General features: G+C 67.2%; 32 protein-coding genes. 17 read left to right on the forward strand and 15 right to left on the reverse strand.

Annotated elements, in window-relative coordinates; all coding sequences use genetic code 11:
• Positions 1 to 85: 85 nt before the first annotated feature.
• Positions 86 to 514: a PPOX class F420-dependent oxidoreductase gene (locus tag VMT65_RS24225; protein WP_326310684.1), complete on the reverse strand. Its 429-nt coding sequence runs from the start codon at positions 512 to 514 to the stop codon at positions 86 to 88.
• A 67-nt stretch (positions 515 to 581) separates the two neighbouring features.
• Between VMT65_RS24225 and VMT65_RS24230 the strand changes: the two genes are divergently transcribed.
• Entirely contained in the window at positions 582 to 1,343 is a 762-nt protein-coding gene (locus VMT65_RS24230; RefSeq protein ID WP_326310685.1) for an SDR family NAD(P)-dependent oxidoreductase, read from the forward strand.
• Entirely contained in the window at positions 1,340 to 2,584 is a 1,245-nt protein-coding gene (cbiE, locus tag VMT65_RS24235) for a precorrin-6y C5,15-methyltransferase (decarboxylating) subunit CbiE (protein WP_326310686.1), read from the forward strand. The genes VMT65_RS24230 and cbiE overlap by 4 nt, the downstream gene beginning before the upstream one ends.
• Here the strand turns inward: cbiE and VMT65_RS24240 are convergent.
• The 3 genes from VMT65_RS24240 to VMT65_RS24250 form a co-directional block, all read right to left on the reverse strand.
• Entirely contained in the window at positions 2,581 to 3,090 is a 510-nt protein-coding gene (locus tag VMT65_RS24240; protein ID WP_326310687.1) for a hypothetical protein, read from the reverse strand. The two genes, cbiE and VMT65_RS24240, sit on opposite strands and share 4 nt — an antisense overlap.
• Before the next feature lie 315 nt (positions 3,091 to 3,405).
• On the reverse strand, positions 3,406 to 4,320 hold the full coding sequence (locus tag VMT65_RS24245; protein WP_326310688.1) for an STAS domain-containing protein: 915 nt from the start codon (positions 4,318 to 4,320) through the stop codon (positions 3,406 to 3,408).
• A 247-nt stretch (positions 4,321 to 4,567) separates the two neighbouring features.
• On the reverse strand, positions 4,568 to 5,002 hold the full coding sequence (locus VMT65_RS24250) for a MarR family winged helix-turn-helix transcriptional regulator (protein WP_326310689.1): 435 nt from the start codon (positions 5,000 to 5,002) through the stop codon (positions 4,568 to 4,570).
• A 111-nt stretch (positions 5,003 to 5,113) separates the two neighbouring features.
• Between VMT65_RS24250 and VMT65_RS24255 the strand changes: the two genes are divergently transcribed.
• Complete coding sequence (locus VMT65_RS24255; RefSeq protein ID WP_326310690.1) at positions 5,114 to 6,241, forward strand: NADH:flavin oxidoreductase; 1,128 nt, start codon at positions 5,114 to 5,116, stop codon at positions 6,239 to 6,241.
• Between the two features lie 205 nt (positions 6,242 to 6,446).
• Positions 6,447 to 7,214: an SDR family NAD(P)-dependent oxidoreductase gene (locus VMT65_RS24260; RefSeq protein WP_326310691.1), complete on the forward strand. Its 768-nt coding sequence runs from the start codon at positions 6,447 to 6,449 to the stop codon at positions 7,212 to 7,214.
• A gap of 11 nt (positions 7,215 to 7,225) precedes the next feature.
• Here VMT65_RS24260 and VMT65_RS24265 read toward each other — a convergent pair whose 3' ends face one another.
• Positions 7,226 to 7,813 (reverse strand): TetR/AcrR family transcriptional regulator, encoded by a 588-nt coding sequence (locus VMT65_RS24265; protein WP_326310692.1) that lies wholly within the window; start codon positions 7,811 to 7,813, stop codon positions 7,226 to 7,228.
• A gap of 119 nt (positions 7,814 to 7,932) precedes the next feature.
• Here VMT65_RS24265 and VMT65_RS24270 point away from each other — a divergent pair, with 119 nt between their 5' ends.
• The 4 genes from VMT65_RS24270 (at position 7,933) to VMT65_RS24285 (ending at position 12,222) form a co-directional block, all read left to right on the forward strand.
• Entirely contained in the window at positions 7,933 to 8,499 is a 567-nt protein-coding gene (locus VMT65_RS24270; RefSeq protein WP_326310693.1) for a hypothetical protein, read from the forward strand.
• Positions 8,500 to 8,564: 65 nt separating this feature from the next.
• Positions 8,565 to 9,449, forward strand: coding sequence for an alpha/beta fold hydrolase (locus VMT65_RS24275; RefSeq protein ID WP_326310694.1), 885 nt, complete (start codon positions 8,565 to 8,567; stop codon positions 9,447 to 9,449).
• 39 nt (positions 9,450 to 9,488) lie between these two features.
• A complete protein-coding gene (locus tag VMT65_RS24280; protein ID WP_326310695.1) occupies positions 9,489 to 10,046 on the forward strand; it encodes an adenylate kinase in 558 nt (185 codons plus the stop codon).
• A 145-nt stretch (positions 10,047 to 10,191) separates the two neighbouring features.
• Positions 10,192 to 12,222: a phosphocholine-specific phospholipase C gene (locus tag VMT65_RS24285; RefSeq protein ID WP_326310696.1), complete on the forward strand. Its 2,031-nt coding sequence runs from the start codon at positions 10,192 to 10,194 to the stop codon at positions 12,220 to 12,222.
• A gap of 366 nt (positions 12,223 to 12,588) precedes the next feature.
• Here the strand turns inward: VMT65_RS24285 and VMT65_RS24290 are convergent, their stop codons facing one another.
• Positions 12,589 to 12,744 carry a hypothetical protein gene (locus VMT65_RS24290; RefSeq protein WP_326310697.1) on the reverse strand — a complete coding sequence of 52 codons (156 nt, stop codon included), beginning with the start codon at positions 12,742 to 12,744 and terminating at the stop codon, positions 12,589 to 12,591.
• Between the two features lie 36 nt (positions 12,745 to 12,780).
• Positions 12,781 to 13,341 (reverse strand): hypothetical protein, encoded by a 561-nt coding sequence (locus VMT65_RS24295; protein WP_326310698.1) that lies wholly within the window; start codon positions 13,339 to 13,341, stop codon positions 12,781 to 12,783.
• A gap of 3 nt (positions 13,342 to 13,344) precedes the next feature.
• Between VMT65_RS24295 and VMT65_RS24300 the strand changes: the two genes are divergently transcribed.
• Together VMT65_RS24300 and VMT65_RS24305 are read left to right on the forward strand one after the other, a co-directional pair.
• Complete coding sequence (locus VMT65_RS24300) at positions 13,345 to 14,109, forward strand: lytic transglycosylase domain-containing protein (protein ID WP_326310699.1); 765 nt, start codon at positions 13,345 to 13,347, stop codon at positions 14,107 to 14,109.
• 93 nt (positions 14,110 to 14,202) lie between these two features.
• Positions 14,203 to 14,607, forward strand: coding sequence for a ribonuclease domain-containing protein (locus VMT65_RS24305; RefSeq protein ID WP_326310700.1), 405 nt, complete (start codon positions 14,203 to 14,205; stop codon positions 14,605 to 14,607).
• A gap of 3 nt (positions 14,608 to 14,610) precedes the next feature.
• On the opposite strand, the gene VMT65_RS24310 is transcribed toward VMT65_RS24305, so the two are convergent.
• From VMT65_RS24310 to VMT65_RS24325, 4 genes are all read right to left on the reverse strand, one after another.
• Positions 14,611 to 15,039, reverse strand: a complete 429-nt coding sequence (locus VMT65_RS24310; protein WP_326310701.1) for a DUF4189 domain-containing protein — start codon at positions 15,037 to 15,039, stop codon at positions 14,611 to 14,613.
• Between the two features lie 125 nt (positions 15,040 to 15,164).
• A complete protein-coding gene (locus VMT65_RS24315; protein ID WP_326310702.1) occupies positions 15,165 to 15,491 on the reverse strand; it encodes a hypothetical protein in 327 nt (108 codons plus the stop codon).
• Between the two features lie 133 nt (positions 15,492 to 15,624).
• On the reverse strand, positions 15,625 to 16,188 hold the full coding sequence (locus VMT65_RS24320) for a type 1 glutamine amidotransferase domain-containing protein (protein ID WP_326310703.1): 564 nt from the start codon (positions 16,186 to 16,188) through the stop codon (positions 15,625 to 15,627).
• A 53-nt stretch (positions 16,189 to 16,241) separates the two neighbouring features.
• Positions 16,242 to 16,454 carry a hypothetical protein gene (locus tag VMT65_RS24325; RefSeq protein ID WP_326310704.1) on the reverse strand — a complete coding sequence of 71 codons (213 nt, stop codon included), beginning with the start codon at positions 16,452 to 16,454 and terminating at the stop codon, positions 16,242 to 16,244.
• Positions 16,455 to 16,632: 178 nt separating this feature from the next.
• Between VMT65_RS24325 and VMT65_RS24330 the strand changes: the two genes are divergently transcribed.
• From VMT65_RS24330 to VMT65_RS24350, 5 genes are all read left to right on the forward strand, one after another.
• Positions 16,633 to 17,592: an acyl-ACP desaturase gene (locus tag VMT65_RS24330; protein ID WP_326310705.1), complete on the forward strand. Its 960-nt coding sequence runs from the start codon at positions 16,633 to 16,635 to the stop codon at positions 17,590 to 17,592.
• 41 nt (positions 17,593 to 17,633) lie between these two features.
• Complete coding sequence (gene ppgK, locus VMT65_RS24335; protein ID WP_326310706.1) at positions 17,634 to 18,383, forward strand: polyphosphate--glucose phosphotransferase; 750 nt, start codon at positions 17,634 to 17,636, stop codon at positions 18,381 to 18,383.
• A 146-nt stretch (positions 18,384 to 18,529) separates the two neighbouring features.
• Positions 18,530 to 19,111, forward strand: a complete 582-nt coding sequence (locus VMT65_RS24340; RefSeq protein ID WP_326310707.1) for a hypothetical protein — start codon at positions 18,530 to 18,532, stop codon at positions 19,109 to 19,111.
• Positions 19,108 to 19,842 carry a cobalt-precorrin-6A reductase gene (locus VMT65_RS24345; protein WP_326311184.1) on the forward strand — a complete coding sequence of 245 codons (735 nt, stop codon included), beginning with the start codon at positions 19,108 to 19,110 and terminating at the stop codon, positions 19,840 to 19,842. Before VMT65_RS24340 ends, VMT65_RS24345 begins: the two co-directional genes overlap by 4 nt.
• Before the next feature lie 142 nt (positions 19,843 to 19,984).
• Positions 19,985 to 21,439, forward strand: a complete 1,455-nt coding sequence (locus VMT65_RS24350; protein WP_326310708.1) for an MFS transporter — start codon at positions 19,985 to 19,987, stop codon at positions 21,437 to 21,439.
• 60 nt (positions 21,440 to 21,499) lie between these two features.
• On the opposite strand, the gene VMT65_RS24355 is transcribed toward VMT65_RS24350, so the two are convergent.
• From VMT65_RS24355 to VMT65_RS24370, 4 genes are all read right to left on the reverse strand, one after another.
• Positions 21,500 to 21,964, reverse strand: coding sequence for a MarR family winged helix-turn-helix transcriptional regulator (locus VMT65_RS24355; protein WP_326310709.1), 465 nt, complete (start codon positions 21,962 to 21,964; stop codon positions 21,500 to 21,502).
• Positions 21,965 to 22,049: 85 nt separating this feature from the next.
• On the reverse strand, positions 22,050 to 22,952 hold the full coding sequence (locus tag VMT65_RS24360) for an SMP-30/gluconolactonase/LRE family protein (protein ID WP_326310710.1): 903 nt from the start codon (positions 22,950 to 22,952) through the stop codon (positions 22,050 to 22,052).
• Between the two features lie 45 nt (positions 22,953 to 22,997).
• The gene (locus tag VMT65_RS24365; protein ID WP_326310711.1) at positions 22,998 to 23,813 is read right to left on the reverse strand and encodes a helix-turn-helix transcriptional regulator; all 816 of its coding nucleotides are present in this window, start codon (positions 23,811 to 23,813) and stop codon (positions 22,998 to 23,000) included.
• 138 nt (positions 23,814 to 23,951) lie between these two features.
• A complete protein-coding gene (locus VMT65_RS24370; RefSeq protein ID WP_326311185.1) occupies positions 23,952 to 24,506 on the reverse strand; it encodes a TetR/AcrR family transcriptional regulator in 555 nt (184 codons plus the stop codon).
• Between the two features lie 175 nt (positions 24,507 to 24,681).
• Here VMT65_RS24370 and VMT65_RS24375 point away from each other — a divergent pair, with 175 nt between their 5' ends.
• Complete coding sequence (locus VMT65_RS24375; protein ID WP_326310712.1) at positions 24,682 to 25,722, forward strand: Rieske 2Fe-2S domain-containing protein; 1,041 nt, start codon at positions 24,682 to 24,684, stop codon at positions 25,720 to 25,722.
• Positions 25,719 to 26,804 (forward strand): NAD(P)H-dependent amine dehydrogenase family protein, encoded by a 1,086-nt coding sequence (locus VMT65_RS24380; RefSeq protein ID WP_326310713.1) that lies wholly within the window; start codon positions 25,719 to 25,721, stop codon positions 26,802 to 26,804. Before VMT65_RS24375 ends, VMT65_RS24380 begins: the two co-directional genes overlap by 4 nt.
• Positions 26,805 to 26,806: the final 2 nt, after the last annotated feature.

The following is a 26,806-nucleotide window of genomic DNA, read 5'->3' on the forward strand; positions in this document are numbered from 1 at the left end:
GACGACCCGTGCGCCGCAAAGTAATCGGTCTCGACCGAGTGCTGTCGCGAACCCCGGCGATGTCGGCGCTCGCGGTGGGCGGAGGTCAGTGGCCGACGGCCGGTGTGTTGGCCTTGAAGACGCTGCTGGCCAACACGCGTTCGACCTTGATCGCGATGACGACCCGGGTCGGGTTCTCGCGCGGCTGGCGGTAGCGGGCCGCGTAGCGATCGACGGCGTCGGCAACGGAGTCGGCGTCCTCGAGGATGGTGGCGGGGCCTTCGAGGGTGATCCAGCGCGGCCCGTCGACCTGGCTGACCGCCGCGTATCCCGAGCGGCGCACGTTGTTGACCTTCACCGAGCCGTTGTTGGTGATGATGCGGGCGATCCCGGCCTCCGGATCCCAGGTGAACCCGACCGCGACCACGTGCGGGGTGCCATTGGCGCGCAGGGTGGTGAGGGTGGCCAGGTGTCGCTCGGTGACGAAGTCGGCGGCGGCGGGCGAGAGTTCGGGGCGTGCGGCGGTGCTGGTCATGATTCGACGCTAGCAATCCGGACTCGGGCGCACCGGACGGCAGTGCCGTGGTGGCAAACTGTCCGCCATGGGTTTCGGATCGCGGGACGTCGACAAGGGCGTCGTGCTGGTGCTGGGTGGGCGCAGTGAGATCGGATTGGAAGTGGCGCGGCGGCTGTCGCCCGGCCGGGTGGTGATTCTGGCCGCGCGCCGCAGCGACCAGTTACAGGAGCAGACGCGCGAGCTGCTGATCGCCGAGGCGGCGGCGGTGCACTGCGTGGAGTTCGACGCCGACGATATGGCGAGCCATCAGCCGCTGCTGGAGAAGATCGTCGCCGAGCACGGCCGCATCGGGGTCGCGGTGGTGGCGTTCGGGATTCTGGGCGATCAGGCGCGGGCGGAGGCGGATCCGGCGCACGCGGTCGAGATCGTGACGACCGACTTCGTCGCCCAGGTGAGCGTGCTGACCGCGCTGGCGAATCTGCTGCGCGCCCAGGGCGACGGACAGATCGTGGTGTTCAGCTCGATCGCCGGTGTCCGGGTGCGGCGCGCGAACTACGTGTACGGGTCGGCCAAGACCGGCCTCGATGGATTCGCGACCGGATTGCAGATGGCCTTGCACGGCAGCGGAGTTCATCTGCTCATGGTGCGATCGGGTTTCGTGATCGGGCGGATGACGGCCGGAATGGAACCGGCACCGTTGGCCAGCACCCCGGATCAGGTGGCCGACGCGGTGGTGGCCGGACTGTACCGGCGGGTGCGGGATGTGGCCGTGCCGCGCCGGATTCGCCTGATGTTCCTGGCCATGCGCTACGTGCCGTACTCGCTGTGGCGTCGGATGCCCCGATGAGCGACACTCCGCTGCCGTCGACCCCGATTCCGGTGATCGGGATCGGGGCCGACGGCTGGGACGGGCTCGGCGGTCCGGCCCGCCGGGAGATCGCGGCGTGCGAGGTATTGCTCGGTTCCGCGCGGCAATTGGCGCTGATTCCCGAGGGCGAGACGGACGCCGAGCGGGTGTCGTGGCCGTCGCCGCTGGTGCCCGCACTCCCGGGGCTGCTCGAACGCTATGCCGGGCGCCGACTCGGCGTGCTGGCCAGCGGCGATCCCATGTTCTTCGGCATCGGCACGACACTGACGAAACTGGTTGGGGCGCAGGCATTGCGCGTGTTTCCCCAGCCTTCGTCGGTATCGCTGGCGTGCGCGCGGCTGGGGTGGGCGCTGCATGAGACACCGGTCGTGAGCGCCGTCGGACGACCCGTGGAGACGGTGCTCCCGGAAGTGTCGGACGGTCGTAGGGTTCTCGTGCTCAGCTCCGACGAGGGCACGCCCGGGCAGCTGGCGAACCTGTTGGCGCGCAATGGCTTCGGCGGGTCGACACTGACCGTCCTGGAGCAACTGGGCGGGCCGGACGAACGCCTGCTGACCGGCATCGCCGCGCGGTGGGACCACCCCCTCGGCGACGCCCTGAACATCGTCGCCCTCGACTGCGCCGCCGATCCACAAGCCCTGCGGCTCACCCGGATTCCGGGCCTACCCGACGAGGCGTACGGCGGCGACGGCCAGCTCACCAAGTCCGAGGTCCGCGCACTCACCCTGTCCGCGCTCGCACCCGCGCCGGGGGAGCTGCTGTGGGATGTCGGCGGTGGTTCGGGCACCATCGCCATCGAATGGTGCCGCACGAACCCCGCCTGCCGCGCCATCGCCTTCGAGCGAATCGAGTCCCGCCGCAAGCAGATTGCCGAGAACGCCACGAGCCTGGGCGTCCCGCGGGTCGAGGTGCGGGGTCCAGCGCCCGAGTCGTTCGCGGAAACACCTACGCCCGACGCCATTTTCATCGGCGGCGGCCTCACCCAGGAGGGCATGTTCGACGCCTGCTGGCAGCGACTGCGCCCCGGCGGCCGTCTGGTCGCCAGCGCGGTCACCGCCGAATCCGATGCGCTGCTGCTGACTCTGGCCGAACGCCACGGCGGTGTGCTGCGCCGCTTCCAGATCTATCGCGCCGAGCCGCTGGGCGGATTCACCGCCTTCCGTCCGCAGCTCCCGGTCACCCAGTGGTCGGTGGTGAAACCGGTACCGCCGCAACGCTAATACGGCAGCGCGAGCGGACCGGGCTCGAACACCGTCACCAGCACGACGAGATTGCCGTACGGGGCCGACCCGTTGGCCATGCGATGCGCCATCTTGGCGAACGACATCCGCCACCGGTACTTGGCCTCGATCTCGGCCTGCACCCGCGGCACCAGGGTGCCGGCGCTGATCAGCCGCGCCTGCCCCTGTAGCTGCCGCGACCCGACGACGGGATTGCCCCGCCAGTCCCCGGGCTGCACCAGCACCCGCCCGTCATGGGCGAGCTGCTCGGATTCGGCGGAGTAGGAGGAGGTCCGGAAGGCGATCCCGTTGTCGCCGATCGGCACCACCAGGCGCGGCACGGTCACCAGCTGTCGCGGCCCGACGGCCCGGGTGACCAGAACGGTCTTGGCCTCCTGCCACATCGCGGCCGCCGCCGACAGTTGCCGAGGGGCCGGTGCGGGTTGGGGGGTGGAGCGGGCGAACTGCGTGCGCGCCGCCGCGGGGTCGATCATGAGGTCCGTCATCGCCTGCGATCCTTCCGTGCCGAAAACCAAACTGGCTCGGTGTCGGGCGCGGAGCGAACCGGGAATTCATACCCGCACAGCGGTTGCTGTGTATTCGCTCACGAGGCGACGCGACCTTCTCACCGTGTGTCCGGCCCAACACCGGGCGCAAGCGCGACACACATGGTGGCCCACTGAGTTTCGCCACAAGCGCACCGGCGGCCACCCTGCCCCAACACTTCTCGACCGACGCGAGCCGGTCCCCTTCGATAGTCCAGATATTCGTACGCTCCGGCAACGACACTGGTCAGACGGGTGTGGGACAGGGTGGCCGGGCTAGACGGCGTCGGTGGTGCGCGTCACCTCGTAGCCGAGAAGTCGCTCGGCCTCTTCGATGCCGCCCTGTAGGTCGCCGACGGCATTCATCTTGGACAGATCCAGGCCGATCGCGACCAGGGTCAGCGCGATCTCCGAGGACAGTCCGGTAATGATCACGCTCGCACCCATGAGGCCCGACGCGTCGACGGTCTGGACCAGGTGATTGGCGACCGTGGAGTCGATGGTCGGCACACCGGTGATATCGATGACCACCACCTTGGCGCGATTGCCGCGAATGGCGCTGAGCAGCTGTTCGGTGAGCTGGCGGGCGCGCTGGCCGTCGAGCACGCCGATGATCGGCAGGATCAGCAGTTGCTCACGCACCTGCAGCACCGGCGTGGAGAGCTCGCGGATCGCCTCCTGCTGCTGGCGGATGATGCGCTCGCGCTCCTCGACGAAGCTGACGCCCACGGTATTGGCAATGCGGTTCGCCGCGGGCTCGTAGGCGTCGAGAATCCGGTTCAGCAAATCGAAGTCGGATTGATATTTCTCGAAAAGGCTGCGGGCGAGGACGTCTCGCAGGAGGAGGACGATACCGAGCACTTCGTCGGTTTCCACGCCGCGCGGAATGATGCGTTCGGAGAGATTGCGCGCATAGTTTTGCAGCGCCTCCACACTACCGGTCTCCAGCACCTCGACATAGTTGTCGTAGACGGTGGTGGCCTCGGAGAAAATCTCCTCCGAGGACATGGCCGTCAGTAGCCGGGCGTCGGTGATCCGCCGCGCCCACTTCTCCCGCAGGGCCGTTCGGTTCTGCCGCAGGTGCTGGACCAATTCGGGTAGTAGCGCCGTGCCGGGCCGCAGCCCGCCTGCGCCGTCGGACTCGGGGAGGTTCTCGGGAGTGTTCGGGCGAACAGAAGTTCCGGCAGTCATTACCCATGCCCTTTCCGATCACGGCAACCGCTACTTATCGAAACCAATTGCCGCGACGGGGTTATCGCCAAGAGATCGCCCGTCCGCTTTTTCGATCCGGTGATCTCGAATCGAGCAAACCGTACTGCGATTTCACCGAACACACCACATTTGCGGGCGAACTCGCGCGATTCGCGCCGGAATGCCCGCGGCCCAGAGCGGGCAAACCACACGGTACGGGAGCTTTTGAACGATATGGTTCAGCGCCCTACTGATTACCGGGGTGGGGGAGGAAGGCTCGTTCGAGGAGGGTGGCGAGGGCGGCTCGGTCGTCGTTGTCGAGCTTGTCCAGACCCTCGTGGGTGGTGCGCATTTTCGCGCGGATCGCGTCGGTGATCCGTTCGCCCTCGGCGGTGATGACCAGGGTGGTGACGCGGCGGTCGGCGGGGCTGGTTTCGCGGCGGACGAGGCCGCGCTTCTCGAGGCGGTTGATGATGCCGGTGATGTTGGAGGCGTCGCAGGCCATGGTGTCGGCGAGGGCGCGCATGGCCAGGGGGCCGCGGCGCAGGACGGCCAGGGCCTTGCCTTGGCTCGCGGTGAGGTTTTCGCTGGCGGCCGCGAGGGTGAAGTCGCCGTAGTAGACGCCGAGCGCGAGCGAGAGCAACTCCATGAGCCGGGCGGTGTCGACGGGAGCTGCTGGCATGAGAGCCAGCCTATCGACACATGCTTGACTATCTCAAGTATTTGCGGCTAGCGTCGGATTGCTTGAAGTTCTCAACCATCGACATTGGCAAGTAACTGCGAGGAGCATTCCGTGACCGTCACCGCTTCCGACACGTCCCGCGCGGCCCGACTGCTGTCACGGCCGATCACGGTCAACGGGCTGACGGTCCCGAACCGCATCGTCATGGCTCCGATGACCCGAATGTTCTCTCCCGGCGGCGTTCCCGGTGACGATGTGCGGTCCTACTACGCGCGTCGCGCGGCCGCGGGTGTCGGCCTGATCGTCACCGAGGGCACCTATGTCGGCCACGAGTCGGCCGGGCAGAGCGACCGGGTGCCGCGGTTCCACGGTGAGGAGCAGTTGGCGGGCTGGGCCAAGGTCGCCGCGGACGTGCACGCCGCGGGCGGCACCATCGTGCCGCAGCTGTGGCACATCGGCATGGTCCGCAATCCCGGCGAGGCGCCCTTCCCCGACGCCCCGCCCGTCGGCCCCTCGGGCATTCGCGTGGACGGCACCGAAGGCCGGGGCAAGGCGATGACCCGCGGCGATCTCGACGATGTCATCGGCGCGTTCGCCGACGCCGCCGCGGCCGCCGAGCGCATCGGTTTCGACGGCGTCGAACTGCACGGCGCGCACGGCTATCTGCTCGACCAGTTCCTCTGGGAGCGCACCAACCGCCGAACCGATTCCTACGGTGGCGATTCCGTGGCCCGGACCCGATTCGCGGCCGAGATCGTGGCCGCGGTCCGGGCGGTCGTCTCGCCCGATTTCCCGGTGATCTTCCGCTACTCGCAGTGGAAGCAGGAGGCCTACAGCGCGCGCCTGGCCGAGACGCCGCAGGAGCTGGAGGCGATTCTGGCCCCGCTCGCGGCGGCCGGAGTGGACGCTTTCCACGCCTCCACCCGCCGTTATTGGCTGCCGGAGTTCGAGGGCTCGGACCTGAACCTGGCCGGATGGACCAAGAAGCTCACCGGCACAACGACCATCAGCGTCGGCTCCGTCGGTCTCGACGGTGACTTCCTGCGCGCCTTCAGCGGTGAGGGCGCTGCCCTCGGCAGCCTGGACAACCTCCTCGATCGCCTCGAACGCGATGAGTTCGATCTGGTCGCCGTCGGCCGCGCCCTGCTCCAGGATCCGGAGTGGGCGGCCAAGGTGCTCGACGGACGCATCGACGAGCTGAAGGCGTATGACGCCGCGGCGCTGAAGACGTTGAGCTAGCGCCGCGGGTCGTCCGGTGACACATCGGACGATCCGAGGATCGGTTCTCGTCATTGTGCACAGCCCCGGTGACCGGAATCTTTGCTGTTTGCCGATGGTCTGCGACGCGGGGGCTCACTAGCTTCGTATCGGCTGCCCGGAGAAATTCCGGCGGTACCGCGAGACGAGCCATGTGGGCCGTCCCCGTTCGAGAGGACCGATCACCGTGGAGATTTCGGGCTCCGCCGCCATTGTCACCGGAGGTGCGTCCGGCCTGGGTGCGGCCACCGCCAAGCGCTTCGCCGATGCGGGCGCGACCGTCTTCGGTCTGGATCTGGCCCAGTCGATCGAGCGTGCGGGCGACAGCGTCCCCGCCGGTGTCACCCTCATCCCGACCGATGTCACCAGCGGTGACGAGGTGGCCGCCGCGGTCGCCACCGTCGTGGAATCCGGTGTGCCGCTGCGCATTGTCGTCAACTGCGCCGGTGTGGGCTGGGCGGGACGCATCCTGTCCAAGAACGGCCCGCACGATCTGGAGCTGTTTCGCATTGTCCTGACGGTCAATCTGCTGGGCACGTTCAATGTGATGCGCTTGGCCGCCGATGCCATCGCCAAGACCGATCCGGTCGACGAGTACGGTTCGCGCGGCGTCATCATCAACACCGCTTCGGTGGCGGCCTTCGAGGGTCAGATCGGGCAGATCGCCTACTCCGCGTCCAAGGGCGGCGTCTCGGCGATGACGCTTCCCGCCGCGCGTGACCTGGCGCAGTTCGGCATTCGCGTGAACACCGTCGCTCCGGGAACCGTCGACACCCCGATGCTCGCCCATGTCACCCCGGAGGTCCGCAAGGGTCTCGAGGCCGGAATCCCATTCCCCTCACGTCTCGGTCGCCCCGACGAGTACGCCCAGCTTGCGCAGTACATCACCGAGCACGACTACCTCAACGGCGAGACCATCCGCATGGATGGCGCGCTGCGCATGGCACCGCGCTGACACTGGGGCTTCTAGTCGGCAAGCGTGTTGTCGATGAGGTCGTCGAGATCGTGTTCGGGTCGGCCGTAGCCGAAGATCGCGCGCAGATACAGCGGCGCGACCAGGCGATCGAGCACCGTCGACAGGTCGGGGGTGCGCTCGCCGCGGACGCGAGCCCGGTCGAGCATCTGTTGGATCAGCTCGGCGCGGACCGCGGCGACATCGGTGATCTGCCGGGCACGGTCGGAGCCGGCGGCGCTGTCCGCGCGGGCGGCGACCGCCGCGCGGATCAGCGAGAGTCCTTCGGGCGCAGCGAGTTCGGTCGCCATCCGCGCCGCCCACAGCCGTAGATCCTGGCGCAGCGAACCGGTGTCGGGCAGGGGCTGCTCCAGATTGAGCCGGGCCACCGCCACCGCCACGTCGAGCACGAGGTTGTCCAGGCTGCCCCAGCGCCGGTAGATCGTCGCCTCGTTGACTCCCGCGCGCTCGGCGACATCGCGACCGGTGAATCCGTCGCGCCCGCGTTCGGCGATGAGGGCGCGCACGGCTTCGTGCACCGCCGCGCCGACGCGCGCGCTGCGGCCGCCGGGGCGGCGTCGAGGTGGCGAAATATCGCTCATGACCGCGATTCTAGCAACAAACGCGAGAACACTTGCTTTAGTGCTGGAACCCTTCTGCCGTCTTATAGCAAGCGCACACGCATTAATGCGGGCGCTGTCTCCGACGAAGGTTTCGGATCATGAAAATCCACAGCTTCATCCTCGGCTTCCTGCCCTGGATCGTGATCATCCCGTTCCCCAGCGACACCATGGGTTGGGGTGCGCTGCTCGGCTTTCTCGTCGCGGTGGCTCAACTCGGGCTGAATCGCCGCCGCGGCACCCCGGTGAATGCGATGATTCTCGACTTCGGCAGCGCCGCGTTTCTCCTGGCTCTCAGCGTATTCGGCTTCCTGGCACCGCATTCCGGACTGCTCGCGGCCAATGACGTCCTGTCCTTCGCCTGGCTGGCGCTGATCGCGTTCGCCAGCATGGCGGTGGGTCGGCCGTTCACCATGGGCATGGCGCGGCGACAGGTACCGCAAAATGTTTGGGACAGTGCGGATTTCCGCCGCACGCACCAGGCGATCACCCGAATCTGGGGCATCTCCTTCGCCGGGCTGGCGGTCGCACTGGGCATGGTGCGGATCGCCGACCTCGGCATCGCGGTCGGTCTGCCCGTCCGCCTGGTCGGCTTGGCGATTCCGTTCGTGCTCACCGTCCGCGCGGTGAAGGCGATCCGGGCTCGCACCGAGCTCGTGCAGCGCTGATTCGATTCGGTGTGGAACAACGTTGTTTGACCTGTTGGGGGCAGGTTTCGCCTACGCTGGTGCGAGTGAGTGCTGCCGCGTCGCGAACGATTGCTTTGCCGCACTGCCGGGTGAGTTACGCCGAGTATGGTGCGGAAGACGGAACGCCGGTGCTGTATTGCCACGGCGTACCCGGAACACATTTGGAGGGTGAGGCTTTCGACGAAGCCGGTGCCGCCGCCGGGGTGCGGGTGGTGGCGGTGGATCGGCCGGGAATGGCCGAATCGTCGCTACCGGCGGGGGAGCGGGTGGCCGATTGGGTCGATACCGTTGTCGAGCTTGCCGATCGGCTCGGATTGGACCGATTCGGTGTCATCGGGGTCAGCGGTGGCGGGCCGTACGCGCTCGCCATCGCGGCGCGATTGCCGCAGCGGGTGACGGGTGTCGCGGTGGTGTCCGCGCCCGCACCGGTCGGTGAGCAGGCCGATGCCGCCGAGCTCGACCCGGTCGCCCGGAAACGACGACGCGGACTGAATGTCTTGCGGCGCATACCGTTTCTGGTGCACCCGATGGCCATGGAAATGTCGATGGTGATCCGCAGACAGCGGGGCGTGGCCGGACTGGTCGCCCAGATGGCGACCGTGGACCGCGAACGCGTCGAGGGCGATGCCGAACTGACCGCCAAACTCGAGGAGAACCTGCGCCGCAGTTTCGAACAGGGCAGTCGCGGTTTCGCCACCGACATCCGCCTGGTCTTCACCCGCGAGTGGGGCTTCGCCCTCACCGATGTAACCGTGCCCGTGCAGGTTTGGCACGGCGACGCCGACGGCAATGTCCCCGCCGACGACGCCCACCGCCTCGCCGCCGCGCTCCCGCACGGCCGCCTGCATATTGTGCCGGGAGCCGGGCATCTCCTGTTCGTCGACCGCCCCGCCGACATCCTCGCCTCGATGGGCCTCGACCGATCCTGACCACTACCCTGGGAGAGCGATGAAATGGCAGGTGCCCCTATGCGTTTGGTGATCCTGGGACCCAACGGTTCGGGCAAGGGCACCCAGGCGAAGCTGCTGAAGGACGAACTCGGCATCCCGCACATCTCGACCGGTGAACTGCTGCGGGCGGCCGTGCGGGAGGGCACCGCCCTGGGCCGCGAGGCCGCACCCATGGTCGAATCCGGCGGGCTCGTGCCCGACGGCCTCGTGCTGAAGCTGCTCGACGAACGCCTGGCACGGCCCGACGCGGCACCGGGTTTCATTCTGGACGGCTACCCGCGCACGCTCTCCCAGGCCGAAGCGCTCGATGAACTGCTGACCGGCCGCCCCCTGGATCGAGTGATCGAACTGGACGTGGCCGACGAGGTCATCCTCGAACGCTGCGCCGCCCGATTCGCCATCGAGCACCGCCCGGACGACGACCCCGAGGTGGTCCGGGCGCGACTATCGTTGTACCGCACCAACATCGCGCCGATCGTCGCCCGCTACCGGCAGCGCGGCATCGTGTCCACGATCGACGGCACCGGTAAGATCGACGAGATCTTCCAACGCATTCGCGCGGCACTGTCGAAGTAGCCGCGGCTTACCCGGTCGAGCGGTTGATTCACGCCGCATTCATCTGTAGCAGTACATTCTTTACCTTCGCGTCAGGGTCGGGCCGGAAGTCGGACACGATGCGATGCCACCGTTTTGGCGATCTTCGCTGGAACGGGAGTACGTGTTGTCACCTTTGAATCGCCGCAGCTTTCTCGGCGCATCCGCTGCGGCGGCGGCCGGTGTGGTCGCCTCGGGCTCGCTGCCACCCACGGTCGCGAGTGCCGCCACCGGCACGATCGCGGACGTCAAACACGTCGTGATCCTCATGCAGGAAAACCGTTCGTTCGACCATTATTTCGGCACTCTCGAGGGCGTGCGCGGCTTCGGTGACAAGGCCACGATCCTGCTGCCCGGCGGCAACAGCGTCTTCAATCAGCCCAATGGCACCGGGCGGCAATACCCTTGGGCACTGAGCGGCAAGGGCGGTTCGGCCGCCCAGACCGCCGCCCAATGCGACGGCGATCTCCCGCACGCCTGGGCCGATCAGCACGGGGCCTGGAACAACGGGCATCTCGACGCCTGGGTGTCGGCCAAGGGCAGCGTGCGCACCATGGGCTATCTGGGACGCGCCGATATTCCGTTTCACTATGCGCTGGCCGATAACTGGACCATCAACGACGCCTATCACTGCTCGGTGCTCAGCGCCACCGGCCCCAACCGCACCTACCACTGGAGCGGCATGATCGACCCGGCCGGGACGGCGGGCGGACCGGCCAATGACGGCGGCGACGAGTCGGGACTGCGCTGGCAGACCTACGCCGAGGCGCTGCAGACCGCGGGCGTGAGCTGGAAGGTGTACCAGAACGCCGCCGACAACTACGGCGACAACGCCCTCGCCTACTTCACCCAGTTCACCACCGCCGCGCCCGGCAGTCCGCTGGCGGTCAACGGCATGGGCTCGGTGCCCGCGACCACCGGCAAGACGCCCGATGACATTGTGGCCGCGCTGAAGTCGGATGTGGTCGGCGGCAAGCTACCCCAGGTGTCGTGGATCGTGCCGGATCAAGGCTCCTCCGAACACCCCGACGCCCCGCCGAACGACGGCGCGCACTTCATCCACAATGTGATCACCGCGCTCAACGCCGATCCGAACGTCTTCAACTCGACGGTCCTGATCCTCAACTACGACGAGAACGACGGACTGTTCGACCACGTGCCGCCGCCGGTGCCGCCCGCCGGGACCGCCGACGAATTCATCAATGGCGTCCCCATCGGCCTGGGCTTCCGGGTGCCGCTGATCATCATCTCGCCGTGGACGCGCGGCGGCTGGGTGAGTTCGGAAGTGTCGGACCACACTTCGGTGCTGCGGTTCCTGGAAACCTGGACCGCCGCGCTCGGCAAGAAGGCCGTCTGCCCCAATATCAGCGCCTGGCGGCGTCAGGTATGCGGCGACCTCACCGGTATGTTCAACTTCGCGTCCCCGGTCAACGGGCTGCCGACCCTGCCCGACACCAGCGCGGTGATCGGACCGGCCACCTGCTCGGCCCAAACCACTCCGAAGCCGACATCGAACGCGTTGCCCGCGCCCGAATCCGGCACCCGGCCCGCGCGTGCGCTGCCGTATCAGCCCAACGCCTACCTCGACCACTACACCTTCGGCGCCAACGGCGAGGCCCGCGCCTGGATCAATTTCGCCAATGTCGGTGCGGCAGCGACGCGTTCGGTACACTTCTCTGCCTACGTGAACGCCAACCGCAGTGGCGGGCCGTGGCAGTACACGATCGGCGCAGGGGGCACCGCCAGCGACTTCTGGGAGGTCGGCACCGGCTATGGCAATGGCGCATACGACCTGACCGTGGTGGGCCCCAACCGATTCCTGCGCCGCTTCCTGGGCACTGTGACCACCGCGGGCAAGACCGTCGGTGTCTCGACCTCGTACTCGAACGCACCCAATACCGGCAAGCTCGCCATCTGGTTCGCCATGACGAACTCGGGCACCGCCACGGTCACCTTCACCATCAAGGCCAACCAGTACCGCACCGACGGGCCCTGGACGTACGCGGTGGCGGCGGGCAAGACCGTCAGCGACTACTTCAACGCCGTCGCCTACAACAACGGCTGGTACGACTTCACCGTCACGGTCAGCTCGGATTCGTCCTGGTCACAACGGTTTACCGGACACCTCGAGACCGGCGCGGCGAGCGTCAGCGGCTAGCCGCAGCGCGCCTGGGCACCTCACAGCGAAGAGAAAGCACTATCTGGTGGAACCGTCGAACCCGAACGAACTCGGCCGCAATGCCTCGACCGAGACCCCATTCATCGAAAAGCCCCGCCTGAACCTGGGCAAGCACCTACCGAGAGCCATGGCGGTCACCGCACTGCTGACGCTCACGGTCGCGGCCGTGGTCGCCGTGGAATCCCGGGGCGACGACAAGGTGGGCAATGTCAAAGCATCCTCCTCGACCACCGAAGACACCACGACGCAACTGGATTCGACCACGCAGGTGAGCGAGCTCGCCGATGTGTCGGAGACGCCGAGCGACGTGCCGGTGCCCGGAGATACCGCCGGTGACGGCGCTAATCAAGCGACCGACGACGGCTCGGGCGGATCGACCGACGCGACCGCGACCGATACGCCGGTGACGACCACCGACACTCCGGTGACGACCACGGATACTCCGGTCACCACCACGACCGATACCTCCACGCCGAGCACTCCGAGCGTGTCGATCAGCATGAACGCCAGCGCGAATCTGGCGATGCCGACCGATTCCTACAGTGTGGCAACCACGTCGGATACACCGCCGGTCACGACCACGACGGATCCGGCTGCCGCGAACACGATTACGGTGACCGTCACGCCGAGCACGACGGACACCACGGTGACCACGAGTCCCACCACCACGACGGTGCCACCGGTCACCACAACGACCCCGGTGATCACGACTACGCCGGTCACGACGACTCCGACAACCACCCCGCCGTCCACCACGACGCCGGTCGTCACCACCACCGTCACCCCCGCCCCGGTGACAACCGTGCCGAAGACGACCACGCCGGTCACGACGCCGCACTGCAGCACGCCTGTCGCACCGGCGAACAAGCCGCTGTCCAAGCCCGAACCGATGGGCTTCCCCGCCAGCGCCCCGCAGCAGCCGGTGACGACCACGACCACGCCGAAGCCCGCGCCCCCGAAACCCGCGTCACCGCAGGCCACCACGCCGAAGCCCCCGACGACGGCCAAACCCACGACGCAGCCGAAGCCGACGACCGCCAAGCCGCCGGTGACAACGCCGCCGGTGACAACACCGCCCGCTACCACCCCGGTGGTCAAGCCGTGCGGATAGACGCTCGCCTGGCACTGGCGACTTCGATTGCGGCGGTATCGGTTTCGTTGGCGGGCTGTGGAACCATCGACCGCACCCCCGTTCCCGCACCGCCCGGCACCGGCGGGCCCGTCCCCGCCATCCGGCTCGACGCCGTCGAGCACAAGCTCGACCAACTGCGCGATTGGTCCCAGGTCCGGTCCGTCAAATACGGTATACCGCTGCGCGCCCTACAGGCCTACGGCTACGCGACCGTGGTCATGGCCAAGGCGCAGCCGAACTGCCATCTCGGCTGGACCACCCTGGCCGGAATCGCCCGCGTGGAAAGCAATCACGCGCGATTCGGCGGCGCGACCATCGCCGCCGACGGGTCGGTGCGGCCCGCCATCCGGGGTGTGGCGCTCAATGGCACGGGCGGAAACGGGGTGATCGTCGATCCGGGAGCGAGCGCGAGCACCGGCCACACGGTGTACGCCCGGGCCATGGGGCCGTTCCAGTTCATTCCGGACACCTGGAAACGCTGGGGAATTCGGGCGGACGCCGACTACACCGTTCTGGCCGACGCTCTCGAGAACGCCAAACCCGCTGCCACCACCGCGCTTTCGGGGAGCCCGGACAATATCGACGATGCGGCTCTGGCCGCCGCGCGGTACCTGTGCGCCGCGGGCGGCGACCTGGCCACCGCGCGCGGCTGGCGTCAGGCCATCCTGGCCTACAATCACTCGGGCGTCTATGTCGATCAGGTCCGCAGCGCGGCAACCGGATACGACGCCTGACCACCGCGGCCGAGTGGTCGCGGTGGGCGGGAATTTACTCGCGGGCAAGCTCGTGGTGACGCCCGGTTCAGAACGGCCGTGTGTGCTCGAAGCATGTCGACGCTGAAGCGTGTGTGGCACAACACGATTGCCGTCGGGGTGACGCTGCTGGCGGCGGCCGCCCTGTTCCTGTCGGGTGCGCCGGTCGAACAGCACCCGGCTCCCGGGGCGGTCACCCAGGTGCAACTGGTGGCCGGGTCGGTCCCGCAGCGGGCCTGGACCACCCTGGAGTTGATCGATCAGGGCAAGTGGCCGCCGTCGGATTGCCCGGGCACCCACGGCGGCACCGTCTGGCGCAATCGTGACGGCCAATTGCCCGGCGGCGTCAACTATTTGGAATGGGACGTGAACTGCAAGGTCCCCGGCCAATCCCGGGACGCCGAACGCATCGTCACCGGTGACGACGGTTCGGCCTGGTACACCGGGGACCACTACGCCACCTTCACCCGAATGCGCTGACCGCTATCCCGAGTTCGCGGTGCACTCCGAATGCACGACCTGCGGACCCGGCTGCCCGGCGCTCATCGAGACCAGGTCCGGCGGCCCGAACGCGCCCATGGCCGCGCCCTCCGCATCGCCCTGGGTGCGGCCGACGCCGCCCATGAGCGTCTCGTTCTTGATGGCGATGGAGCCGCAGCCGTCGACGAAACGCGCCAGCACCTGGCAGTGGTCGGTTTCGCAGAACGAGAGGGCCGCCGCGTCGGCCTCACCCCAGTTGGGGTAGTTGACGCCCCACATGGCGGCCACCTGGTCGCCGATGATCTCCCCGGCCATCGAGCCGTAGTAGTGGCCGTCCGGTCCCGCTTCCGCGGCCGCGACGCCGGTCCCGCAGGTGGCGACCGCGATGGCGGCCACGATAGACATGCCGAAAGCCTCGAATGATCTGCTCATGAGCCTTCTCCCTGTGGCGAGATTGCAGCACCTGAACGATCCGGAAATATCCTCAGGCACGGTACCGCGCACTCGGTCCACAGGTCCCGACAATCCGGACAATTGAGCTGTGACCGGCTCCTTTTCTAGTGGTGATCGACCAGTGCGAACACCGTCGAGAGAATTGCCCGCCCATCCGCCGACGAATAGTCCCGAGCGGTAATGCGAGCGACCGGCGTGCGGGTGTCCGCCGAGGTCGTGACCGTGCTCATCAGATGCCTGACCTGGGGCGCGAGCAGAATGCCATCCACCTCGGAATCGACATGACCGTGCAACTCTCCCAATCCGGCCGCGTGAATGGTGACCTGCACCCCGCGCTCCTGCCCGGCATGCTGAATGGCATCCATCACCGCCGCCGTGGCCGGTTCGTGTGTTTCATGCTGTTTGTCGGAATCGACAAGGAGAATATTCATAGCGCACAACCCTTCTCACAGACCCACGGATGAAAGATCGAGGAGCGCGCATGCTTCGCAACGGGATTCGTCGAAGTGCGCCAAAGTCGCCCTCTCAGAATAACTCCCGTGCCGCGTCCCGGGGAGAGGTGATTCAGGGCTGCGCGGTCATGTGATCGGTGATGGCGGCAATGAAATCGGGCAGGTCGGCGGGGGTGCGCGAGGTGATCAGCGTCCAGCCCTGCTGATCGTCGTGCACGACCGGCGCGTCCAGCCAGGAGGCTCCCGCATTGAGCAGATCGGTGCGCAGGGACGGGTAGGAGGTGAGGGTCTTGCCGGTGACCACCGCGGCGTCGATCAGCAGCCAGGGACCGTGGCAGATCGCCGCGACCGGAATCCCCGCGGCGGTGAGCGATCGGGCGAGTTGCCTTGCGCTGTCGTCGATTCGGAGTTTGTCGGCATTGACGGTACCGCCGGGAAGGACCAGCAGATCGTAATCATCGGGGTGCACGTCGTCGAGGGCGGCATCGGGCCGCACGATCTCGGCGGGCTCCAGGTCATGGCGAAAGGTGTGCACCCCGTCCTTCTCCGGCGCCGCATGCGTGACCAGCGCGCCGCGCGCCCGCAGCTGATCGCGCGGAACCAGGAGTTCATCGTGCTCGACTCCGGTATTGGAGGTGAGGATCAGGACGCGCACACCCTCGAGTTCTGCCGACATACCAACTCCTTTCATCGTCCCCTCGCCGTACCCGCCCACGGGCTCCCGAACCCTCACGGCTCGACGTCGGGTTCCTCCGCCGCGAGATAGCGAGCGACCGATTCATCATCGAGATCATCGCCATATCCGGTTTCCCCGACCGGCTCCCACTCGTCCGGCGCGTCCGCACCCTCCTCCAGGGGATCCGCGTCCAGCGCATCCTCGTCGAGCTGCTCGGCCGTCGGAGGCGGTTCGTTCTCCAACTCGATCTCATCGTCACCGTTCATGTCCACCGCATTAACCCCCAGGGTGACTTTTACGCCCCTCGGTCTCCGTGGGCGCGCCGCACGCGGTGCATCTGCCGAACAGGAACGGTCTCGTGGTCTACGGTTGTGCCCGTCACACCGTTCGTTCGGTCTTCTTTCGCATCCATCGATTCTGCTCGACGACATCCGAAGGGCGTTTATGGCAAGCGATTTGACTCAATTACAGCTGTTGTCGGAATTGGAGCCGGTTGTCGGTGACAACCTCGACCGACACCTGGCCACGGTCAAGGATTGGAACCCACACGACTACGTGCCTTGGGACGAGGGCCGCAATTTCGAGGCGATGGGCGGTATCGACTGGTCACCCGAGCAGTCGCGGCTGTCCGAGGTGGCCAAGGTCGCGATGATCACCAACCTGCTCACCGAGGACAACCTGCCGTCCTATCACCGCACGATCGCCGAGAACTTCTCCCAGGACGGCGCGTGGGGCACGTGGGTGGGGCGCTGGACCGCCGAGGAGAACCGCCACGCCATCGCCATGCGCGACTATCTCGTGGTCACCCGCGGTGTCGACCCGGTCGCCTTGGAAAACGACCGCATGGTGCACATGACCCGGGGTGTGCACGCGCCGCAGGGGTTCGGCGGCGTGCTCGATCAGGTCGCCTATGTGACGTTCCAGGAGCTCGCGACCCGCGTCAGCCATCGCAGCACCGGACGGGTCTGCGACGATCCGATCGCCGATCGCATGCTCGCCCGCATTGCCACGGACGAGAACCTGCACATGATCTTCTACCGCAATATCACCGGCGCCGCATACGATCTCGCCCCGGATCAGGCCATGGAATCGGTAACCAAGATCGTCAAGAATTTCGCGATGCCCGGTCATGGCATGCCGAACTGGCGACGCAACGGCGTGCTGATGGTCAAGCACGGAATCTACGATCTGCGTCAACATCTCGACGAGGTGTTGATGCCGGTGCTGAGGTTCTGGAATGTGTTCGGCCGCACCGACTTCACGGCTCGCGGCGAGAACAGTCGCGAGGAACTCGACGCCTACCTCGAGAAATTGGCCCGCGATGTCGCCCGCTTCGAGGAACAGCGAGCCCGCCTGCTCGAGCGCGAGGCCACCCGCGCCGACACGGCCGCCGCCATCGGCTAGGACAGGAGGGGCGCTGGCGGTCGGGCGGTTAATCTGACGGGATGCACGCGCTTGGAATCGATATCGGCGGCACGGGCATCAAGGCGGCTCCCGTCGATGTGGCGGTCGGGACACTGCTGGCCGAACGGCAGCGGATCGAAACACCGCATCCGGCGCGGCCGGATGCGGTGGCGGGGGTGGTTCGGGAGCTGGTTGCGGCCTTCGAGTGGTCGGGGCCGATCGGGGTGACCTTTCCCGGTGTGGTCGTCGGCGGTGAAACTCGCACCGCGGCGAACCTCGATGCCGCGTGGGTGGGGATGAACGCGCGGGAGCTGCTGGGCCGGGCGGTCGGGCAGCCGGTTCGGGTGCTCAACGACGCGGATGCGGCGGGCATCGCCGAGATGGCATTCGGCGCGGGGAAGGGCATCACCGGGACCGTGCTTATGCTGACCTTCGGCACCGGAATCGGCAGCGCCCTGTTCACCGACGGAAAACTGGTGGCCAACACCGAGTTCGGGCACATCCACCTCCATGGCCACGACGCCGAGACGCGCGTATCCGACCAGGCGCGCGAACTGCACGACCTGAGCTGGGGCAAATGGGCCGGCCGAGTCCAGGACTACCTGCAGTACATGGAAGCGCTGCTATCGCCGGAGCTGATCATCATCGGCGGCGGCGTCAGCAAGAAGGCCGACAAGTTCGTTCCCCTGCTCGAGGGCATCCGGGCGACGATCGTTCCCGCTACTCTCCGCAACGACGCCGGAATCGTCGGCGCGGCCATGGCCACCACACCCGCGTACGTCACTGAATAGCAAGGGAACCCGCGCGGGGTGCGCGATTGAGCCATTCCGATGGCACCGGTGAGTCATTCAGACTGAAACATCGCTGCGTCAACGGTAGGGTGACCAGCTGGAATCCGAGAGTTGTCGGGTTCGGTACTCGCTCTAATGGGAGATTCATGCGATACACGAAGATCGTGGCGACCGCGTTTATTGCCGCCGCTGCCACCGGGATTGCCGCCGGGACCAGCTATGCCGCGCCCGCGGATCCGGCTCCGGCCGTGCAGGAGCAGGCCGCGCCGCAGGTGAAGGGCAGTCAGCAGGGTGTCGACTATGTGGTGCAGTTGGCGCAGGACGGCGGCAGCATCATTACGCAGGTGACCGGTGGACGGATCACCGTGAATGCGGCGACCAAGTCGATGGAGGTGCGCAATGACGATGGCGCGCTGGTCACCAAGCTGAATTTGTCGAGCGTGATCGATGGGAAGAATGTCGATCTGGCCGCGGCGGTGGACAATGACGGGCGACAGGTCACCCTGACGCCGATCAATGCGCCGATCACAAATGTGAAGGACATCAGCTCGCAGGAGTGGTTCTTCTCCGAGCTGCAGCACGCGGCGCTGGGTGGCGTGATCGGCGCGATCGTCGGCGCGCTGTTCTTCGGAATCGGGCTGCCGTTCGGTGCGCTCATCGGTCTGCTCATCGCCGGTGGGCAGCCGCTGATCGATTCGGGCTCGGCCTACTTCAGTGGGCAGCCCTGAAAACGTTGATTCTGGGCGGGACCCGGGAAGCCCGGGAACTGGCCGACATCGCTTCCGGCGAGCGGGGATTCGACATCGTGTCCTCGCTCGCCGGACGCGTGCGCGAGCCCGTGCTGCCGGTCGGCGCGGTGCGCGTGGGGGGATTCGGGGGAGTCGACGGGCTACGGGAGTGGCTGTCGGAGAACGGGATCGAGGCCGTCGTGGATGCCACGCACCCGTTCGCCGGGGGAATCACCGCCAATGCGGCTGCCGCGGCGGCCGCTCTGGGGCTGCCGGTGCTGCACGTGCGGCGGCCGGGGTGGACCGAGCGGGCGGGGGATCACTGGATTCGCGTGCCGGATCTGGCCGCGGCGGCGAAGGCGCTTGGGGGACTGGGGGATCGGATCTTCTTGACCATTGGCCGCCAAGGCGTGGCCGCGTTCGCGGATTCGGACGCCTGGTTTCTCATTCGCGCCATCGATCCGCCCGAGGGCGCGATGCCTGCGCGGCACGAATTGCTCTTGGCGCGAGGACCTTTCAGCCTCGAGGAGGAAACCGAGCTGCTGACCGAGCGGCGCATCGAGGTCATGGTCACCAAGGACAGCGGAGGAGCGCTGACCGAGGCCAAGCTCACCGCCGCCAGGACACTCGGTGTCCCGGTCGTCATGATCGACCGTCCCGCGCTGCCCGCAGGTGCTCGGCGGGTCGGAACCGTGCAGGCCGCCTGGGACTGGTTGCGCTCGCAGCGCTGACCGGCTGAAATCCGGTCGGGCCGCCTACTGTGGCCAATGCATGAGATATGTATCACGAATATCGAATGCCGGTTGCAGGCAATGTGCATACTGCACATACTGTGCGTCATGCATATTGAGGTCGTGAGCGAGGGGAATGCTCGTGGACAAGCCTGAATCCACTACCCGGTCGGGCGGCATTCTCGCGGTGCTGGCCTATACCGGCATCGTCGCCTCGCTCATGCAGACCCTGGTGGTGCCGCTATTGGGTGAGTTGCCGCAGATCTTGCACACGACGGCGTCCAACGCCTCCTGGGTCGTGACCGTCACCCTGCTGGTCGGCGCGGTGGCCACGCCGGTCGCGGGCCGGCTCGGCGATATGTTCGGCAAGCGCCGCATGCTGATCGCCTCGACCATTCCGCTCATCCTCGGCTCGGCCGTCTGCGCCATGGCCGGATCGCTGGTGCCGATGATCATCGGCCGTGGCCTGCAGGGGTTGGGTGTGGGCACCATTCCGCTGGCCATCGCACTGCTGCGCGATGTGCTGCCGCCCGAGCGGCTCGGTTCGGGTATCGCGCTGATCAGTTCGTCGCTGGGAATCGGTGGCGCGCTCGGGCTACCGCTGGCCGCGGCGGTCACCCAGTACAGCAATTGGCGCGTACTGTTCTGGGCCGCAACGATTCTCGTGGCCGTGGCGACCGCGCTCATCGTGGCGATCGTGCCGGAGGGTATCGCCGAGGGGCCGAGTGGCCGATTCGACGCCCCGGGCGCGCTGCTGCTCGGCGGCGGACTGGTGGCGTTGCTGCTGCCCGTGTCCAAGGGGGCGAGCTGGGGCTGGACCAGCGGCACCACCCTCGGTTTGTTCGCGGGAGCCATTGTGCTGCTGCTGATCTGGGGTTGGTGGGAGCTGCGGGCTGTGGAGCCGTTGGTCGACCTGCGGGTGGTGGCGCGACCGCAGGTGCTGATCACCAATGTCGCGACCGTCTGTGTCGGTGTCGGAATGTATTCGGTGCAGCTGAGCATTCCGCAGCTGCTGCAACTGCCCAAGGCGCTGGGATACGGGCTGGGGCAGTCGATGCTGGCGATGGGGCTGTGGATGGCACCGGCCGGAATCATGATGATGGTGATTTCCCCGGTCGGCGCGAAGCTTTCGGCGGCGCGCGGCCCCAAGATCACGCTGGTCGCCGGTGCGCTGATCATGGCGTCGGGGTACGCGATCGCGCTGGGGCTCATGGGTTCGGTCTGGGGACTGCTCATCGTGAACATCGTCTACAGCACCGGCGTCGCGTTCGCCTACGGTGCCATGCCCGCGCTCATCATGGGTGCGGTGCCGCAGTCGGAGACCGCCGCCGCCAATGGTTTCAACACGCTGATGCGATCGATCGGCACCTCGGCGTCGGCGGCGGTGATCGGCGCGGTGCTGGCTCAGATGAGCGTTTCCCTTGGCGGGCACAGCGTTCCGACCGAGCACGGCTTCCGTGTCGTGTTCCTGATCGGCTGCGGTGTCTCGGTCGTGGCGGCTCTGATCGCCCTGACGATTCCGGTGCGTGCCCGCCTACGGGCCGCCGCGGACACTGCCGAGACGCCCGATTCGCAGGAGCCCGCACTGAATCGGTAAGTCTCCGAAGCGATTGTGGATGCGATGCGAGATGCGGTGCCCGTCGGGCATCGCATCGTGTCATTTGCGCGGCATGGCGGCCGTCGGCCGCGGCCAGGGCCTGCCGTGATACTCCTCGATCGAGGTATTGAAGCGCCGCAGGTAATCGACCAGCCCGGCGACATCCGCCGGTTCCCAGTCGGCGAGGATCTCGTCGAGCGCTCGAATCGATTGTGCCCGCTGATTTTCCAAATCCGCCGCACCCTGCTCGGTGACCCGGAACTTGCGCGCGATGCCGCCGTCGGGATCCGGGATCCGTTCGACGTGCCCGGCCCGCATCATGGCCGCGGTCTGCCGGTTCAACGTCGAGGCGTCCAGCCCCAACGCCTCACTGAGCTGTCCGATGGACATCGGACCCTCGGCGAGCAAACGACTGAGAATCGTGTAGGCACTCCGGTCGAGCTGCTGTACGCCCCGGCGGGTGGCGAGGCTGTAGCGGCCGAACAGCATCGATTCGAATTCGAGCCGGTCGGTGAGCTCGTCCATGCGGGGCCTCTTTCACCAGTTGATGTGCTAGGTGCATATCGAGTGTAGTCGGCACAAACCGGCCTGCCATGGACGCCCGCGCCCGTCACGCGTCGAGGTGAACGCGCAGGATATCGCCGCGACCGGTGGCCACCACGAGATCGCGGTCGGAATCAGGGACGGCCGCGACCGCTGCCAGGGCATCGCGGTTCATGAGCGTGCAGGTGGCCTGGGTGACGGGGTCCACGCGCACGAGGGTGCCAAGAGTGGTCGCGGTGTAGAGGAATCCGCCCGGACCGGAGGTCAGATCATCGGCCAGCAGGGTGTCGATGACAGTGCTCGACCGTGCGGGTTGGTCGATGGGGATGCGCAACAGTCGACCCTGCGGGGTGAGGTAGACCGTGGTGTAGACCGAATCACCCTGCACGGCAAGGCCGTTGACGCCGAACTGCCCCGTCTGGGCCGTCCATTCGGTATCGACGGTCCCGTCGGGCCGGACGCGGACCACCCCCGTCCCGGTATCGGCGACATACAGATTGCCCGTGTCGTCGAATCCCGCGCCGTTGGCCATGCGCAGACCGCGCACGAAGGTTTCCGGCACGGGCGCGTCGGCGGTCGGGTCGAAGCGGACCACTCCGCTGTCGTGCGCGCCGGGTAGGAAGTTCATCGAGTTGTCGCCGTAGACGACGTACAGCAGTCGATCGGGTCCCGGCCGGATCGCGCCCGGCGAGGGCACCGCGACCGTCGCGGTGACCCGGCCCGCACTGTCGTAGCGCTGCACCTCGTTTCGATACAGCCGCGCGACCCACAGATTGCCCTGCGCGTCGAAGCCGAGGTTCTCCGCCCAGTCGACGAAGGGGATCACCGCGGTCGCGATCGTGGACACGGTCACGGCCGGGCAGGACGGCGGCTGGGCCTGCGCGGGCGCGGTGGCCACGGCCGCCGCCAGCGCGACCAAGGTGGTGCTCGTCGCGGCGCATCGGGTGAGTCTGTGGGCGAAGGGGTTCACGGTCGGTGATGCTAGGCATCCGGACCGGTCGGTTACCTGGGTGAGTTACACCCAGGCTCGCTCGCCACCGAGGCGGTTCAGGGCGGCGGCGGTCGGACTCCCGGGCTCGGCCCGATACACCATCAGCCGCTGACCTACGGCCCCACGTACGTCGAAGGATTCGTAGGTCAGCAGCAGCCGACCCGCCTCGCGGTGATGGAACTCCCGAGGCTCGGCGGTCGCCACGCACAGGCTGTAGGAATGCCACAGTTCGGCGAATTCGGCACTGGCCGTGAGGAGTTCGTCGATCACCTCGCGCAGTCGAGCATCGTCGGGATACAGTGCGCCCGCCTGCCGGAACCCCGCCACCATGGCCTGGCATGTCCACGTCCGGTCCCCGCAGAACTCCGACGCGGCCGGATCCAGAAAGGTCATGCGGGCCAGATTGTCGATGCCTTGGAAACCGGAGAAGAACAGGTCGGCAATGGCATTGGTGGCCAGGATGTCCATGGCCGGGTTGAGCAGCAGGGCCGGTGCGTCCCGGTAGCTCTCGAGCATGCGGCGCAGGGTGGGGCTGATCGTGTCGTCCGGGCGCGGACGGCCGGGCGGGGCCACGCCCGCGAGCCGGTAGAAGTGGTCGCGCACTTCTTCGTTCAACCGCAGCGCCCCGCTCAAGGCCTCCAGCACCTGCGCCGACGGACGCCGCTCGCGTCCTTGTTCGAGGCGGGTGTAATAGTCGGCGTTCATCCCGGCGAGCTCGGCGACCTCCTCGCGGCGCAGTCCCGCGACGCGGCGGCGGCCATGCGAGATCAACCCGATCTCTTCGGGCCGCAGCGCCGCCCGGCGGGCGCGCAGGAAATCGCCGAGCTCGTTGTCCGTCATGCCGACCACGCTAACGTCCCGGGCCGGAACCTCGCGGCGGCCGGCCCGCTGGCCGACGTGTGCCTTCGCTCTCCATGACTTCCACGGCCTTCGTGGCCTCGACCGTCGCGGGCGTCGGGCGTGGATTCCCGTCTCCGATCATCGGTCGAGGTAGGCGACGATGCCGCCGATCAGCGCTTCCAGGGCGTCGTCGAGGTCGCCGTAGGTGCCGAGGGTGCGTTCGGAGGTGATGCCGCGCATGGCGGCGGGGATGAGGGCGGCGACCTTGCGGACCTTGACCGGGTCGAGGTCGAGGTCGGCGAAGGCGCGTTGACAGGCGTTGTCCCAGTTGGGTTTCCAGGACGCGAGTTCGGCGGCGGTGAGGGGATATTCGCGTTCGAGTTCGGCGTGGTCGCGGGGGAGGGCGGCGCGCAAGGTTTCGATGGCCAGGGATTCGGGTTGGCGCAGGCCCGCGGCCATGGCGTGGACGAGCGCGGAAACCCGTTCCGCCAGTGTGCCTTCGCGGGCGATGGCGGCGGGCAGGTCGCCGCGTTTGTCGGCGGTGTGACGCAGCACCGCGGCCCACAGGCCGTCGATATCGCCGAACTGGTATTTGATGACGCCCCAGGTCGCGCCGATATCGCGCGCGATGCGATTGCCCGAGACCGCGGCGGGATCGCCGGTGGCGAGCGAGGCGATGGCCGCCTCGAGCATGCTCTCCCGGGATTGGATGCCGCGCCGATTCGCGCGTCGAGCTCCCGCCGCCACCTCTGTCACGAAGCCAGATTGTAGCCCTCGACCAGCGAGATCAAGTTTCATAGAGGGCTCTTGTATTTTGTAGCGGCGGCTTCTACCGTGATTCTCACTGCCCCGGCCCGGGAGGATCGAGATGGCGAAACCACCGCTGCCCATGCGGCCGACCGGCTGGTTCCAAGTGGCCTGGAGCGCCGAGATCGGCGTGGGCGCCGTGCACACCATGAAGTACTTCGACCGCGAAATGGTCGCGTGGCGAACGGCTTTGGGGCGCGTCGCGGTATTCGACGCCTACTGTGAGCATTTGGGCGCGCACCTCGGCTACGGCGGGCACGTCGAGGGCGAGAACCTGGTGTGCCCGTTCCACGGGTGGGAGTGGAATCTGGAGGGGCGCAATGTCTGCATCCCCTACGAGAGTCACCCGAACAAGGGCCGCCGCATGCGCAGCTACCCGGTGGTCGAGCGCAATGAGGCGGTGTGGATCTGGTTCGATATCGACGGCCGCCCACCGTATTTCGAGGTGCCCGACCTGTTCGCGGCCTTCGATGACGGCAAGACCGCGGACGACTACTACCCGCCGGTCCCCGCGGCGACCCTGTTCCGGCCGGGACTCGAACTGCATCCGCAGTATGTGCTGGAGAACGGGGTCGACTTCGCGCACTTCAAGTTCGTGCACAAGACGCCGTTCGTGCCGGAGTTCACCCGCCACGATTTCTCCGGGCCCGTCTCGTATGTCGACTTCACCATCGCCTTCGACGCCGGGGTGACCCAGGAGGACGTGCACAGCGGGGTCGAATCGATCAATGCCGGGCTGGGCTGCTCGATCACCAAGAGCTGGGGGATGGTCGACAACCGCACCATGCCCGCGGTGACACCGGTGGACGAATACACCTGCGATGTCCGCTTCACCGTCTGGATCGGCCGCAAGCCCGGCGAGGACGGGCCGGAGATCACGCCGTACGGAAAGGCCATGGCCGACTACGTGATCGGCCAGTTCGAGGCCGACATCGCGATCTGGGCGCACCAGCGGTATTCCGACCCACCCGCGTTGTCGCGCAAGGAATTCGAGGGATTCACCGCGTTGCGGACTTGGGCGCGACAGTTCTACCCCGAGGCGGCCGAGGTCGCGCCGGAATCTCCCCGAGACGCTATCGATGGAAGGGCTCGCACCCGATGAAATCCGCAACCAAGATCCGGGTCTTCCAGGTCGCGACCGGCAATGTCGGTAGCGAGATGATCGGCCGCATTCGCAACCATCCCGACCTGGAACTCGTTGGGCTGCATTGCTACTCGCCGGACAAGATCGGGCGCGACGCCGGTGAGATCGCCGGGATCGACCCGATCGGGGTGCTCGCGACCGGCTCGGTGGACGAGATCATCGCCGCCGGGCCCGATGTACTGACCTTCCACGGTGTGTTCCCCGACGAAGACCTCTACGAGAAGGTCCTCGAGGCCGGAATCAATGTGGTCACCACGGCGGATTGGATCACCGGCTTCCACCGCGACACCAACCACCCGCACCCCTCGGGGCGCAAGGTCAGCCAGGTCATCCAATCCGCGTGCGAGCGAGGCGGTTCCACCTTCTATGGGACCGGGATGAATCCGGGCCTGTGCCAGATCATGGGCATCGTGAACTCCGCCGACGTCGCCGACATCGAGAACGTCACCGTCATCGAATCGGTGGACGTCTCCTGTCACCACTCCGTCGACACCTGGAAGGCGGTCGGTTACGGCCGCCCGGTCGACGATCCGACCATTCCGGAGTCACTGCACAAGTACACCGCGGTCTTCGCCGACGCCGTCTACCTGATGGCCGACGCCTTCGACCTCGAACTCGACGAAGTCGCCTTCCGCTACGAACTCGGCGCGTGCACCAAGGACATCGACCTCGGCTGGTACGCCCTGCCCAAGGGCTCGCTCGGGGCCAACTACATCAAGTACCAAGGCATGGTCGACGGCGTACCGCGCATCGAATCCCACCTGGAATGGCAGATGACCCCGCACACCGAGCCGTCGTGGAACATCAAGGGCTGCTACATCACTCGCATCACCGGTGACCCGACCATCTACAGCAAGCACATGATCTTGCCGCCCAAGGGTTTCGACCTCGGCAACCCCGAGAATTTCGCCTCCCTCGGCATGACGGTCACCGGCCTGCCCGCCCTCAACGCCATCGCGGCCGTCGTAGCGGCCCGCCCCGGCATCATCACCAGTGCCGACCTGCCGCTGCGCGCCTTCGCGGGCAGATTCCGCCGTTGAGT

It is taken from the genome of Nocardia sp. CDC153, from assembly GCF_035818515.1.
Classification (GTDB): Bacteria; Actinomycetota; Actinomycetes; order Mycobacteriales; family Mycobacteriaceae; genus Nocardia.